The organism is Rhodococcus sp. NPDC057297 (assembly GCF_042667435.1).
Classification (GTDB): Bacteria; Actinomycetota; Actinomycetes; order Mycobacteriales; family Mycobacteriaceae; genus Rhodococcoides.
Genome location: NZ_JBHUZE010000001.1, coordinates 456,479 through 468,834 on the forward strand (window position 1 = coordinate 456,479; position 12,356 = coordinate 468,834).

Here is a 12,356-nt window from a genome sequence, read left to right on the forward strand (position 1 = left end):
CTGGGGGTTGACGAGGCTCGGTCGTCAACTTATGGTTGACGCATGGTCGAATCAACGAAAGTTCAAGTCCCTGTCCGCCTCGACGATCTGATCGACGCCATCAAGAAAGTGCACGACGACGAGCTCGAGCAACTGTCCGACGCGGTCGTCGCGGCCGATTCCCTCGGCGATCTGGCCGACCACCTGATCGGTCACTTCGTCGATCAGGCGCGCCGGTCGGGTGCGTCGTGGACCGAGATCGGCCAGAGCATGGGCGTGTCCAAGCAGGCCGCGCAGAAGCGATTCGTTCCGAAGGGGCCGGGCGGATCCGATTCCGCGATGGACGCCTCCGAGGGCTTCAAGAGGTTCACGCCTCGGGCCAAGAACGTCGTTGTCGCGTCCCAGAACGAGGCTCACGCCGCGGGCAGTGCCGAGATCGCTCCTGCCCACCTCCTTCTCGGCATGCTGACCGAGAAGGAGTCGATCGGCACTCGATTCCTGTTGTCCGACGGCCGGACCGAACAGCAGGTGCGCGACGCCGCGCAGGCGTTGCTTCCCGCGTCGGAAGGCGAGTCGCCTGCACTGATCCCCTATGACGCAGGCTCGAAGAAGGTTCTCGAACTCACCTTCCGTGAGGCACTGCGTCTGGGGCACAACTACGTCGGGACCGAGCACGTGTTGCTGGCAATGCTCGAGTTCGAGAACGGCGAGGGTCTGCTCACCGACCTCGGCCTGGAGAAGAATGCCGTCGAGGAGCAGTTGGTGGCGGCTCTCGGCTCGCTCTGAGCGCCAGGCCTCTGTCCTCTGTTCCGAGGGCTCTGCCTGGTCAGTCCTTTCGGCTCACGAAGCAGGCGCCGGCGGCGATGAGTGCGCTGACGAACATGGCGATGACCATGGGAACGGCGGTCTCCTCGCCGCCCAGGCCGACAAGTGGCGAAATGAGTGCGGCCAGACCGAATTGGAGTGCACCCAGCACAGCCGAGCCGGTGCCGGCGAGATGCGGAACCTGTGCGACGGCAAGGCTCGTCGCGTTGGCGAAGACGAAGCCCTCGGCCACGAGTGTGAGGAACAGCAAGAGGAGCGTCGGCCACAGGCTGATTCCGACCATGACGAGAACGAGTAGCAGTGTGGTCGTGACAACGAGTACGCCGATCCCAGCGGTCATCATGCGGTGCAGGGAAATTCGGTCGGCGAGCTTCGCGGTGATCGCACTTCCGACCATGAGTCCGAGTGCGTTCACGGCGAATGCCGCCGAGTACTGGCCCGCCGACAGGCCGAGCATGTTCTGCAGTACGAACGGTGACGCAGAGATGTATGCGAACATCACGCTGAAGGCGAAGGCGAACGTCAATGTGTAGGCAACGTATCGGCGGTTCTTCACGACGGATCCCATACCGCTGATCATGTGGGCGAGGCCTCCATCACGGCGGTTCTCGCGGTCCAGTGACTCGGGGACCAGCGCGATGGCACACAGGAGCATCACTGCAGTCAGGCCCGCAATGATCCAGAAGACGCCGCGCCATCCGAGGGAGTCGACGACGGCGCCGCCGATGAGTGGTGCGATGACCGGGGCAACGCCGCCGATGATCATCATCAGCCCGAACAGCTTGGCGGCGTGGCTTCCTTCGGTGCGGTCGGCGATGATCGCCCTCGACAGCACGACGCCCGCCGCTCCGGCGAGGCCTTGGACGAACCTGGCGGCGATCAAGAACTCGACCGACGGTGCGAGGGCGGAGGCGATGCCTGCGACGAGGCACACGGCGGCTCCGACGACCAGCGGGACTCGTCGGCCGAGTTTGTCCGACAGGGGTCCGATGATCAGCTGGCCGATGGCGAGGCCGATGAGAAAGGTGGTCAGCGTGAGCTGAATGCTGCTGGCGGAGGTGTTCAGATCGGCTGCCATAGCCGGGAACCCGGGGAGGTACATGTCGGTCGCGAGCGGTGGTACGGCGGTGAGCAGTGCGAGGACGCCGATGAGTACGGCGTTCGGTGCTGCAGTCCGGGAGGGCGTGGTGGTAGTCATCGACTAGGACAATAGCTTATATATTTATATGTATTATGTCGGTGTGACGGACACGACCGGACCTGCAAGCCTCGCCTCGGTGCTGCACGACCTGAGTTGGATCATTCAACGCGGGGATCGCGTGGAAGGGCTCGACATCGAACCGTTGCCTGCACCGGAGGTGACCGTGCTCAAGCACATCGACAGGCATGCGGGCATCGGAGTCTCGGCGCTGGCAGACATGTTGGCGATGCAGCCCTCCAACGTCAGTGCCGCGGTCCGCACCCTCGTCGAGCGTGGTCTAGTGGTCAAGAGTCCGTCGCCGGCGGACCGACGTGTCACGCAACTGAACGTCACCGATCGAATGCGGCGCCACCGAACCCGCATCGAAGCGGCATGGTCGGCACGGATCACCGGAGCTCTGGGGCGACTGCCGGACGAGTCCGCCGCGCAACTCGTCTCGGCAGCGCCGGCCCTGATACTGCTGATGAACGAGTTGCGCGACCGCGCTTAGCGTGCGGCGCCGGTCGAGTCGTCCGGGCCGGCGGGCAGGCGAGTGTCCTCCTCGATGAGGCTTGCGACTACACCGCCCGCCGCGCGGACGCCCGCTGCGGCAGAACCGATCACGTTCTCCATGGGGGCTGCGACGTTGCCCGCGGCGTAGACGCCGGCAACCGACGTCGCGCCGGTCTGATCCGTCGCCACGAACGACGCCCCGGCGGGTACGTCGCCCATCATCATGTCGGTGACCTCCAGTCCGAGGCTCACCAGAACGCCGGCGTTGGCGGTGAACGTCGGCTTGGTCACCACTGCGTCCACCGGAACCACCGAACCGGTGGTCAGCTGAACGCCTACGAGCGCATCGTTCTCGACGGCGATCTTCTGCACGGCGTCCGATATCACCGCGACACCGCGTGCAGCGAGTTTCTTCGATTCGTCTGCGGTGGGCACGAATTCGCGGGTGAAGAGCACCACGTCGTCGACCCACTGCCGCCACATCAGTGCCTGATGAACGCCGAAGGGGCTGCCGATGATGCCGACCTTCTTGTCGCGCACCTCCCAGCCGTGGCAGAACGGGCAATGCAGAACTTCACGCCCCCACCGCTCGACGAGACCGCCGATGTCGGGAAGTTCGTCCGTCAGGCCTGTCGTCACGAGCAGGCGTCGGGCGGTGAGAGTGACGCCGTCGGCGAGTTCGACGGTGAAGTGGTCTCCGTGCGCAGCCGCCTTCACCGCCGTGCCCGCCTTGATTTCTGCGCCGTATCCCTGAGCTTCCTCGCGTCCGCGTGCCAGGAGTTCGAGAGGCGGAATCCCCTCCAGCCCTAGGTAGTTGTGGGCGTGGTCGGCAGGTGCGTTGCGTGGTGAGCCCGCGTCCACGACGAGAACTCGTAGGCGCGCACGTCCGAGCGTCACCGCCGCTGCAAGTCCGGCCGGGCCGCCGCCGACGATGATGACGTCATGGTCGAGGTGTGTAGTCATGCGACCACTGTGGCCCACCCGCAGCCGCATGGCAAGTAGGTTTGCCGATTCGGCAAAATGAGCTTCCTCGAGAGCAGCAGCCTTGACCTCGAGTTCAGTTGAGGTTGCACCGTGGAGGCATGCACACGACATACGACGAACTGGCCGGTTTGATGACGCGCATGACCGGTGACGAAAAGCACGACGCGAGCGCGACGTCCACGCTCGATGTCATCTGGGTTCTGTATTCGACGATCCTGCGCACAGACCCCTCGAACCCTTCCGATCCGAGGCGGGACCGGCTCCTGGTCTCGAAAGGCCATGGGCCAATGGCCTATTACGCTGTTCTCGCGTCGGCGGGATTTCTCACCGAAGAACAACTCGACGGGTTCGGACGGTTCGACTCCCCTCTCGGCTATCACCCGGACCGCACTCTTGTGCCAGGCGTGGAGATCTCCTCGGGTTCGTTGGGTCACGGCCTCGGACTGGCTACCGGCACGGCGACGACGTTGGCGCTCCGAGGTTCCGACGCGCGCGTGATCGTGCTCGTCGGCGACGCGGAGCTGGACGAGGGAAGCAACGCCGAGGCGATCCAGTACGCGGGCCGCGCTGCGTTGGGAAATCTGACCGTCGTCGTCATCGACAACCGATCGGCCGGCCTGGGCTGGCCAGGCGGAATCGGAGCGCGGTTCGCAGTCGAGGGATGGGCCGCCGAGGACGTCGACGGTCGTGACCACGACGCGCTGCACCACGCATTCTCCAGACGGTTCGCAGTGCCCAATGTTGTTGTTGCACATACCGAGAGCAAGGAGTGAGAATGCTGGACACAACGGCGAGGACGAACACGATCACCGACCAGCGTGAGCGTTTCTACCGGACGATCCCGGACCTGCTGGCTGCGGACGACAGACGCCTGCTCGTGCTGGCCGAGATCGGGGCGGGATACATCGCACCCCACGTCACCGATGCAGTGCGAAATCGTGTCGTCAACGTGGGAATACGAGAACAGCTGATGATCTCGTTCGCGGGAGGGGCAGCGCTGGCGGGTATGCGCCCGATCGTGCACACGTTCCCACCGTTCCTGGTGGAACGGCCGTTCGAACAGGTGAAGCTCGACCTCGGTCATCAAGGCATCGGGGCGGTGCTCGTCAGTGCAGGGGGCTCGTATTCGATGGCTGCCGGCGGCGAGACTCACTTCGGGCACCGTGACGTGGCGCTGCTCGACACCCTGGACGGCTGGCGAGTGCACGTACCCGGAAACGCCGACGAAGCCGAGAGCGCGTTGCGCTCGGCGATGGACGGCGACGAACGGGTCTACATCCGATTGGACGGCACATCCAATGCGCGGCCGTACGCTGAGCATCCCGGTCTGACGGTTCTGCAGCGAGGGCGTCGCGGCACGGTCGTTACCGTGGGGCCGACGGCCGACAACGTACTTGCCGCCGTGCGTGATCGAGATGTGACCGTTCTCTACACCGAACGCGTCAGGCCGTTCGACAGAGAAGGGCTCCGCACTCACCTCGCCGGAAACAGCGTCGCGATCGTCGAGCCGTACCTCGCTGGTACCTCGGCTCGCGAGGTTGCGCTGGCGTTGGGGGACGTACCGCACCGGCAACTCGGTATCGGCGTCGGCGAGCGGGAACTCCGCAAATACGGAACGCCGGCCGAGCACGAGCGCGCGCACGGACTCGACGTCACGGGTATTCGGGCGTCGCTCGAAGCCTTCTTTGGATTCTGAGTCGGTTTGGACCGTCCCAACCGAGTCGATCGACGGTGAAACCGCAGCTCAGCCGACTGGCTACGACTTGAAGACCCCGCTGGGGTGAGGTTGACTCGAGGCCGGAACCGCAGGAGTCACGGACCGCAGGGATCGAAATTGGGGGGATACATGAGGAGAGGACAGCACTCGCACCGGCGAGGTGACGTAGTGGTGGCCGCACGCAATCTGGGCAAGCGTGCATGGTGCAGCGGGGTACCGGCTGGAACCGTCGGGGTGGTGGTCGACATCGACTGGCTCGGGGATCTGCGCGTGGAATTCGACATCGCCGGAGATTGGCTCTCCGGTCGATGCGTCGTCGAAAAGGTCGTGACCGACAGTGACGTGCACCTGCTCAGGCCTGCCGAGCATCGGCTGACCGGAACCTGAGGGTCATCGACACACAGGGATCATTCGGTGACACACAGGGATCATTCGGTGTCGGTGGCGGGGCCGTCGTGGGTCGCGCCGCCTTCACCGGACCAATCCCCGGACTCCTCGCCTGCAGCGGGGTCGGACTGAACGTCGTCGTCGGCGCCAGCCGGCGACGTATCGGTATCGGTCGTGGCGGGATCGGGGTGCTTGTTCGTTTCACTCATGCGGCCGGGTTACCCCGAGCGCGGGATCTCAACCCGCGATGATCTCGCGAAGACGCTCGGTGTCCTGCGAGGTCCAGCCCTCGGGCTGAAGGATCTCGGCCCACAGGTCGACGGCGTCCTCGCCGTAATTGTGGCCGTATCCCTGCGGAACGTCGGTGGAGAACACCATGTCGAACGTCGTCTGCCAGAAGGTGACGAACGGGAACCATCGAACGCCGGGGTCGACGTCGACTCCTCGGGGCTCGCGCAGCCAGTCCGGTTGATGCAGAAGCAGATCCGGCGACCACCACGTGATGGGATCCGACGCGTGCTGCCAGTACACCACACGAGGTTCGGCCCAAGGAGTGCCGATGTCGAGGTCGCTCGGTCTGCCCGCGAACCGGACGTAGCGGCCGTCCGATATCACCGGGAGGATCTCGCGTGAACCCGCGTCGCGGTTCGCCGTCGTCTCCGCCCACTGCTTGGTGAAGTTGGGGTTGCCGACCCACAGAGCACCGTCGGTGCGCGCCACCATGTCCCGTGCGCCACCGAAGGCGTCCTGCCCGCCGTACGCGCCCAGGCTCTCTCCGAATGCCACCAGTTCGGGCCGCGTGCCCTCGGGACGCTCGAGGATGGCGTCGTACACCTTGTCGAACAGTGCGCGTCCTGCTTCACGCGGTGAATCACGATCTGCGAGAAACGCTATGGGGCTGGGCAGGAACGAGTACTGCATCGACGCGATCGCCGTGTCCCCGCCGTTCATGTACTCGAACGATCCGGCGACGGCTTCGTTGACCCAACCGCGTCCGGTGGTGGTGGCCACGGCGACGACGGCCCGGTCGAACGCATCGGTACGTTCCAGTTCCGCGACGACGCGGTCGGCGGCCTCGTCGATCGAATCGGCCTCCGCAGCCCCGACATACGCCCGGATCGGCGTGAGAGCATCTGCGCCGGTGAACGATTCGATCTGCTCGGCAGTCGGGCCGGAGGCGACGAAGCGCCTCCCCTCCATTCCGAGGGAGTCCCAGTCTTCGTACGAGTCCGGTGATCCCGATTTCTCCATCGCGGCAGGCTGCTCGACGCCGGGGTGGCTACCTTCGTCGGCCAGTTTCGACGAGCTGGCAATGGTCGCGATGAGAACGTTGTTCACCGCCCCGTTGACGACGAACAGCGTCAGGATCGTGACGACGGCGATTCCGATTGCCTTCGCCGCGGGGATCGGTACGAACCGCGTGCACAGAACAGCCAACCGACGTGCGCACCAACGGAGTCCGCGGGCGGCGAGAAGCAGGAGAACGGCAACGACTACCGCGACGAGAAGTACTGCGATGTACAGGATTCGGCCCGGGCCTTCGTCGTCGACCTCGACGAGCCGTCGCACGATCTGCTGCCACCATGATCCGAGTACCAGAAAAAGTGGGACGACGATCGCGGTGAACACGACGAGGGCCCACCAGCCGTACCGTTTCGTCGCGTCGGACCATCGAGGACGAATCCCGCACCGATGCACCAGCCACACCACGGCGCAGCCGACGCCGTATCCCGTGGCGATGCTGATGCCCGACGCCACGCCCTGTAGATACCAGGCGCGCGGCAGCAGGGACGGGGTCATCGAGAAGGCGAAGAACACGACGCCGAGGAACAGTGCGGCCGGTTCGAGTCGCGAGCTGAACAGCCGCAGCGAGTGCATCGTCACATAGTAGATCCGTAGGCGCGGAACGGTGCTGTTTGTCAGTCAGGGCATTTCTGGACCGCACCGGGGTCTGCCGCGCCCGGTTACTCCAGCGCCAATATGTGTTCGCGTGCGCCGATGTGTTCGAAGTACCGGCGTGCGGAGCGCACGACCGCCGCGTGGGCATCGTCGGTGATGATCCGGTCCCACCATGCGCCGTACAGGGATTCGAAGCTGTAGGGAGCGACCATCTTCACAGCGCGCAGGATGGTGTCCGGGTGCTCGGGGATCAAGTTGGGATAGCTGTACATGAAGCCGACCCACCGGCGGTCGGCAACCACGGTGAAGATGTCGCCTGCGCAGAGCGCTCCGCGCCCGTCGACACCGTCGGCCCAGTGCATGACCGTTCCGCCGTCGAAGTGGACGCCTGCACGGAGGAGGGTGCGGCCGGGCAGGATTTCCGTGCGCTCACCGGACCACAGGACGACGTTGTCGGTCCGCGTCAGCCAACGGGCGTCACGTTCGTGAACGTAGATCGGGGCGTCGTCGAAGGCTCGGGACCATTCGACCATCGAGCTGTAGTAGTGCGGATGCGATAGCGCGATCGCGGAGATGCCGCCCAACTCGGCGACTCGGGCGACGGCGGCGTCGTCGATGTAGGTCACCGAATCCCACATTACGGTCCCGCCGTGGCCGGGGACGAGGAGTGCACGCTGTCCGATGGCGAGTGCGGGGGAGGTCGCGAGTCCCCACAGACCCGGAATTTCCTCACGGATCTCGACGCTGTGGCCCTGCTCCCGAAGTTTCGCGAGCGATGTCCACCGCTGGCCGTCGTAGCCGATGTACTGGCGCTCGTCCTCGCAGATGATGCATGCGGCGGGCCGATCGTCGCGGCCTGCGGAGTCACGGTCGTACTGGACTCCGCAGGTCACGCAGATCGGAAGCCGATTATTCATGACGGACAACTGGAGAAAGCCCTGTCAGAGGAGAGCGGGCTGTCAGAGACCGAAGGGGAGAACGCCCGGCTGCAACTCGAAGCCGCTGCTTCCGGCGGACGCGGTGCCGATGCCGCCGAGGATCAGGTTGATGAAGTTCGTGATCATAGGTGTCTCGTCTTTCGTATGTATTCCAGGTGAACCCGGTCGAGGGTACCGGCCGAATGCAGGCCCGACCAGGTACACAGGCCTTTCGGCACTGGGAGCTTCCTGTGAATCGGCATCCGTGTTCTCCTGGGATGCATGGCGCACACCCGATCACGCAGGCAGTTCCTCGTCATCGCAGGCTCGGCGGCTCTCGCGGTCTCCTGTGGCGCGGACCCCTCCCCCGACTCCGCGGGATCTGGGCAGCCGAACTCCTCCGAGCAACAGCCGGCCGGCCTCGAGGAGCAGTTCGCAGCGCTCGAGCAGCGATTCGACGCGCGGCTGGGAGTGTTCGCCGTCGACCTGGATTCGGAGGTGACCACGACGTATCGGGCGGACGAGCGATTCGCATTCTGCTCGACCTTCAAGGTCTATGCGGCCGGCGCCGTACTCGCCGCCGCAGACGCCGGCACGTTGTCGCTGACCGAGACACGCGTCGTCGAAGCCGAGGACAAGGTGCCGGGATCGGCGATCGACTGGGAGGCCGGCCAGGCGGTGACGCTGGAACAGCTGTGCGCGGCCGCACTGACCCGCAGCGACAACACCGCAGGCAACTTGTTGATCGACGCGGTCGGCGGGACCGGCGAGCTGACGGCGTTCGCGCGTTCCCTCGGTGACGGGCAGTTCCGTCTGGACCGCATCGAACCCGACCTGAACACCGCCCTGCCCGGCGACGACCGTGACACCACGACCCCGGCCGGCCTCGCCGCGGGATATCGGTCCCTGCTCACCGGCGGGCCGCTGTCGAACTCGTCGAGGGCCACGCTCCTGGACTGGATGGCGGGCACGCAGACGTCGGACACCCGATTCCGAGCCGGAGTTCCAGCCGGCTGGACGACGGCGGACAAGACAGGCACCGGGTCCTACGGAGTCTCCAACGACGCCGGTCTTCTCCTCGCAGCCGACGGGCGGCGGATTCTCGCGGTCGTGCTGTCGAGAACGGCGAGCGACGATCCCGACGCCGCGGCCATGAACGAGTTGGTCGCGGACGCCGTCCGGGAAATCGTCGCGCGGGAGTAACGTCGTCCACTATGCGGCGCGCAGCACCGGGGATTCCTGTATCCACCGGGTTCACTGCTGCACTCGTCCTGGGCGCGGTGAGCATGCTGGCCGCCTGCTCCACCGAATCCCCCAACGCTCCCGAATCTCCCGCCGCTCCCGAGTCTTCTGGGCTCCAAGCGCCTCGGCCGACGGTCTCCGAAGGCACGGATATCGACTACGTGGCACTGGGCGATTCGGCAGCATCGGGGCCGTTGATTCCACGATCGACGGGGACACCCGGGTGCCTGCAGTCCGACTCCAACTATCCGCATGTCCTCGCCGGTCTCGTCGGTGCGGCGTCGTTCACGGACGTCTCCTGCTCCGGGGCGCGGTCGGAGAACATCGTCACCGATCAGCAACAGACCAACAGTGGGCCGATCCCGCTGCAGATCGAGGCATTGTCTCCCGAGACGGATCTGGTGACCGTCACCATCGGCGGAAACGACGTCGATCTCGTCGGGCAGGCCCGAGGGTGTGTCAACTTCTCCCCCGAGCCGGACGGCACGTCGTGCGCAGATGCGCTGACCGCCGGAGGCACCGATGTGCTTGCCGACGCCGTCGCCGCGGCCGCTCCTCGATGGGGTGAGGTGTTCGACGCGATCGGCGAGAGGGCGCCGAACGCGCAGGTGGTCGTCGTCGGATACGGAACGTACGTTCGTCCCGGTGGGTGTTACGGAACGCAGGCGGTGTGGGCCCGCGATGCGGATTATCTGCAGGCGAGCGTCGACCGGATGAACGACGCACTGGCCCAGCAGGCAACCGAGCACGGTGCTCGGTTCGTCGACGTTCGTCCGGTCAGCGTCGGACACGATGCATGTGCCGCACCTGCGGAGAGGTACCTCGAAGGTGTCGTTCCGGCGAATCCCGCAGCGCCACTGCATCCGACTGCCGCGGGAATGGCGGCATTCGCCCGGGTCGTCGCGGATTCGATCGATCTCTAGCTGAGTGCGCCCGACGGGGGGTGCACCGAATCAGCTGTCCGAAGAGTGAGCGGGCCAGGATCGTAGAACTGGACCGATACATCGGCGTCCGTCGGTGACACTGTTGAAGGCATGGTGTCCACGGCAGCTGTGCTGGGTGTCTTCGCCGTCGCTCTGGCGATGGTGCTGACTCCCGGCCCCAACATGGTGTATCTGTTGTCGCGCAGCATCTCTCAGGGGCGCAGTGCTGGACTGGTGTCCTTGGGCGGCGTCGCGCTGGGGTTGGTGGTGTACGTGATCGCCACCAATCTCGGCCTCGCTGCCGTGTTCGCGGCGGTCCCGACGCTGTACCTCGCGATCAAGATCGCCGGTGCGTGTTACCTGCTGTGGTTGGCTGTCTCGGCGGTGCGAGGTGCGACGAAGGTGTTCGAAGTCGAAGGCGTGCACCGGGATTCGAACCGAAGACTGTTCACGATGGGGCTGTTCACCAACCTGCTCAACCCCAAGATGGCCGTCATGTACATCTCGGTCATTCCACAGTTCGTCGATCCCGCAGCGGGTTCGGTGTTCCTGCAGGGCGTCACCCTGGGCGGGGTGCAGATTGCCGTCGCGGTGACCGTCAATGCGCTGATCGTTGTCGGTGCCGGATCCATCGCCCGGTTCCTGTCGCTACGTCCGACCTGGATGAGGGTGCAGCGCTACGTCATGGGAACGGTGTTGGGCCTGTTGGCTGTTCGGCTCGCGACCGACGGAAGCCGCCCGGCTCCTGCGTGAGCGTCGCTTGTCCGGATCCTGACGTTCGCGCATCATGTCCGACGCGGCGGGCCCGGCGACGAAGTGAGCTTTGCTCTCGGCAAGAGTGCGTCCGGTGCGTCGATCGACGAAGACCGGGTCGATGGTTTCTCCGTCGGCGTCGACGAGAACGACCTCTCGGTCCTCGTGTTCGATGTGTTCGTTGCCCCACGCGTACAACGCGACGATGACCGAGCTGAGTTCACGGCTGCGCTCGGTGGCGACGTACTCGAATCGCGGTGGCCGATCACTGTACCGACGACGCTCGAGCAACCCGGATTCGACGAGCGATTTCAGCCTGCGGGTCAACATGTTCGGTGCGATGCCGAGGTTGTGCTCGAACTCGTCGAACCGGGTGAAGCCGTCGAGGGCGTCGCGCAGAATCAGGAGCGTCCACCACTCGCCGACCTGTTCGAGCGCGGACGCGATAGGACACCCCATCGTGTCGAAAGCGTTGCGCTGCATAGGTTGTGCCTCGGCCTTACCTCGGAGGGATGACCAGCAGTGAGCTCGTGCCGGTAGCGACGAGCTTACCGTCCTTGTCCACGATCGAACCTTCGGCGAAGATCACGCGGGAGCCCCGCTTGGTGACCGTTCCCGTCCCGATCAGCGGACCGGAGGTGTCGAGAATGTTCCTGAGGTAGCTGACGTTCAGATCGATCGAGGTGTAGCCGACGCCTGCGGGGAGCGTCGTGTGCGCGGCGCAGCCCACGAGTGTGTCCAGAAAGGTGCAGGCCAACCCGCCGTGCACGGTACCGATGGGGTTGTAGTGCGCCTCGGACGGTGTGCACTCGAAGACGACCTTGCCGTCGCTCACCTCGACGGGAGCGAACTGCATGAGGACAGCAATCGGCGGTGGTGGCAGTTCACCGGACGCCACCGCCTGCATGACTTCCGATCCGCTCAGCTTCGATGCCTGACGCAGCACCTCGCGGGGGCTGACCCAGGAGAAAGTCTGCGAACGCTGGTGTTCCTCGGTGAGCATGGCTACCCCTCGCAGCTAGTAACTTGCATGATGC

The 12,356-nt window shown here is 65.3% G+C and carries 15 protein-coding genes; 8 read left to right on the forward strand and 7 right to left on the reverse strand.

Going from position 1 to position 12,356, the window contains the following annotated elements:
• Positions 1-42 precede the first annotated feature (42 nt).
• Positions 43-765: a Clp protease N-terminal domain-containing protein gene (locus ACFULT_RS02105; RefSeq protein WP_037109699.1), complete on the forward strand. Its 723-nt coding sequence runs from the start codon at positions 43-45 to the stop codon at positions 763-765.
• 40 nt (positions 766-805) lie between these two features.
• Here the strand turns inward: ACFULT_RS02105 and ACFULT_RS02110 are convergent, their stop codons facing one another.
• Positions 806-2,002: a multidrug effflux MFS transporter gene (locus tag ACFULT_RS02110; RefSeq protein ID WP_037109697.1), complete on the reverse strand. Its 1,197-nt coding sequence runs from the start codon at positions 2,000-2,002 to the stop codon at positions 806-808.
• Between the two features lie 43 nt (positions 2,003-2,045).
• On the opposite strand from ACFULT_RS02110, the gene ACFULT_RS02115 reads away from it, so the two are divergent.
• The gene (locus ACFULT_RS02115; RefSeq protein ID WP_241483751.1) at positions 2,046-2,495 is read left to right on the forward strand and encodes a MarR family winged helix-turn-helix transcriptional regulator; all 450 of its coding nucleotides are present in this window, start codon (positions 2,046-2,048) and stop codon (positions 2,493-2,495) included.
• On the opposite strand, the gene ACFULT_RS02120 is transcribed toward ACFULT_RS02115, so the two are convergent.
• Positions 2,492-3,460 carry an NAD(P)/FAD-dependent oxidoreductase gene (locus tag ACFULT_RS02120; protein ID WP_037110072.1) on the reverse strand — a complete coding sequence of 323 codons (969 nt, stop codon included), beginning with the start codon at positions 3,458-3,460 and terminating at the stop codon, positions 2,492-2,494. The genes ACFULT_RS02115 and ACFULT_RS02120 overlap by 4 nt on opposite strands.
• A 119-nt stretch (positions 3,461-3,579) precedes the next feature.
• On the opposite strand from ACFULT_RS02120, the gene ACFULT_RS02125 reads away from it, so the two are divergent.
• From ACFULT_RS02125 to ACFULT_RS02135, 3 genes are all read left to right on the forward strand, one after another.
• The gene (locus ACFULT_RS02125; RefSeq protein ID WP_378480477.1) at positions 3,580-4,254 is read left to right on the forward strand and encodes a thiamine pyrophosphate-dependent enzyme; all 675 of its coding nucleotides are present in this window, start codon (positions 3,580-3,582) and stop codon (positions 4,252-4,254) included.
• Positions 4,255-4,256: 2 nt separating this feature from the next.
• Positions 4,257-5,177 (forward strand): transketolase family protein, encoded by a 921-nt coding sequence (locus tag ACFULT_RS02130; protein ID WP_378480478.1) that lies wholly within the window; start codon positions 4,257-4,259, stop codon positions 5,175-5,177.
• A 192-nt stretch (positions 5,178-5,369) separates the two neighbouring features.
• Positions 5,370-5,585 (forward strand): hypothetical protein, encoded by a 216-nt coding sequence (locus ACFULT_RS02135; protein WP_230595540.1) that lies wholly within the window; start codon positions 5,370-5,372, stop codon positions 5,583-5,585.
• Positions 5,586-5,626: 41 nt separating this feature from the next.
• Here ACFULT_RS02135 and ACFULT_RS02140 read toward each other — a convergent pair whose 3' ends face one another.
• From ACFULT_RS02140 to ACFULT_RS02150, 3 genes are all read right to left on the reverse strand, one after another.
• Positions 5,627-5,794, reverse strand: coding sequence for a hypothetical protein (locus ACFULT_RS02140; protein ID WP_170945195.1), 168 nt, complete (start codon positions 5,792-5,794; stop codon positions 5,627-5,629).
• A gap of 28 nt (positions 5,795-5,822) precedes the next feature.
• Positions 5,823-7,463 (reverse strand): alpha/beta hydrolase, encoded by a 1,641-nt coding sequence (locus ACFULT_RS02145; RefSeq protein WP_378480479.1) that lies wholly within the window; start codon positions 7,461-7,463, stop codon positions 5,823-5,825.
• Between the two features lie 86 nt (positions 7,464-7,549).
• A complete protein-coding gene (locus ACFULT_RS02150; protein ID WP_255122776.1) occupies positions 7,550-8,401 on the reverse strand; it encodes an MBL fold metallo-hydrolase in 852 nt (283 codons plus the stop codon).
• A 282-nt stretch (positions 8,402-8,683) separates the two neighbouring features.
• Between ACFULT_RS02150 and bla the strand changes: the two genes are divergently transcribed.
• From bla to ACFULT_RS02165, 3 genes are all read left to right on the forward strand, one after another.
• Positions 8,684-9,604: a class A beta-lactamase gene (bla, locus tag ACFULT_RS02155; protein ID WP_094720043.1), complete on the forward strand. Its 921-nt coding sequence runs from the start codon at positions 8,684-8,686 to the stop codon at positions 9,602-9,604.
• Between the two features lie 11 nt (positions 9,605-9,615).
• Entirely contained in the window at positions 9,616-10,566 is a 951-nt protein-coding gene (locus tag ACFULT_RS02160; protein ID WP_094720042.1) for an SGNH/GDSL hydrolase family protein, read from the forward strand.
• 111 nt (positions 10,567-10,677) lie between these two features.
• A complete protein-coding gene (locus ACFULT_RS02165; protein WP_378480480.1) occupies positions 10,678-11,319 on the forward strand; it encodes a LysE family translocator in 642 nt (213 codons plus the stop codon).
• On the opposite strand, the gene ACFULT_RS02170 is transcribed toward ACFULT_RS02165, so the two are convergent.
• Positions 11,215-11,802, reverse strand: a complete 588-nt coding sequence (locus ACFULT_RS02170; protein WP_378480481.1) for a winged helix-turn-helix transcriptional regulator — start codon at positions 11,800-11,802, stop codon at positions 11,215-11,217. The genes ACFULT_RS02165 and ACFULT_RS02170 overlap by 105 nt on opposite strands.
• A gap of 16 nt (positions 11,803-11,818) precedes the next feature.
• Positions 11,819-12,322: a PaaI family thioesterase gene (locus ACFULT_RS02175; RefSeq protein WP_378480482.1), complete on the reverse strand. Its 504-nt coding sequence runs from the start codon at positions 12,320-12,322 to the stop codon at positions 11,819-11,821.
• Between the last annotated feature and the right edge of the window lie 34 nt (positions 12,323-12,356).

What these genes read in the sequence shown, in the direction of transcription:
- ACFULT_RS02105 (WP_037109699.1), top strand. Translation starts at nt 43, where the DNA reads ATGGTCGAATCAACGAAAGTTCAAGTCCCTGTCCGCCTCGACGATCTG.
- ACFULT_RS02110 (WP_037109697.1), bottom strand. Translation starts at nt 2,002, where the DNA reads ATGACTACCACCACGCCCTCCCGGACTGCAGCACCGAACGCCGTACTC.
- ACFULT_RS02120 (WP_037110072.1), bottom strand. Translation starts at nt 3,460, where the DNA reads ATGACTACACACCTCGACCATGACGTCATCATCGTCGGCGGCGGCCCG.
- ACFULT_RS02125 (WP_378480477.1), top strand. Translation starts at nt 3,580, where the DNA reads ATGCACACGACATACGACGAACTGGCCGGTTTGATGACGCGCATGACC.
- ACFULT_RS02130 (WP_378480478.1), top strand. Translation starts at nt 4,257, where the DNA reads ATGCTGGACACAACGGCGAGGACGAACACGATCACCGACCAGCGTGAG.
- ACFULT_RS02140 (WP_170945195.1), bottom strand. Translation starts at nt 5,794, where the DNA reads ATGAGTGAAACGAACAAGCACCCCGATCCCGCCACGACCGATACCGAT.
- ACFULT_RS02145 (WP_378480479.1), bottom strand. Translation starts at nt 7,463, where the DNA reads ATGCACTCGCTGCGGCTGTTCAGCTCGCGACTCGAACCGGCCGCACTG.
- ACFULT_RS02150 (WP_255122776.1), bottom strand. Translation starts at nt 8,401, where the DNA reads ATGAATAATCGGCTTCCGATCTGCGTGACCTGCGGAGTCCAGTACGAC.
- bla (WP_094720043.1), top strand. Translation starts at nt 8,684, where the DNA reads ATGGCGCACACCCGATCACGCAGGCAGTTCCTCGTCATCGCAGGCTCG.
- ACFULT_RS02160 (WP_094720042.1), top strand. Translation starts at nt 9,616, where the DNA reads ATGCGGCGCGCAGCACCGGGGATTCCTGTATCCACCGGGTTCACTGCT.
- ACFULT_RS02165 (WP_378480480.1), top strand. Translation starts at nt 10,678, where the DNA reads ATGGTGTCCACGGCAGCTGTGCTGGGTGTCTTCGCCGTCGCTCTGGCG.
- ACFULT_RS02170 (WP_378480481.1), bottom strand. Translation starts at nt 11,802, where the DNA reads ATGCAGCGCAACGCTTTCGACACGATGGGGTGTCCTATCGCGTCCGCG.
- ACFULT_RS02175 (WP_378480482.1), bottom strand. Translation starts at nt 12,322, where the DNA reads ATGCTCACCGAGGAACACCAGCGTTCGCAGACTTTCTCCTGGGTCAGC.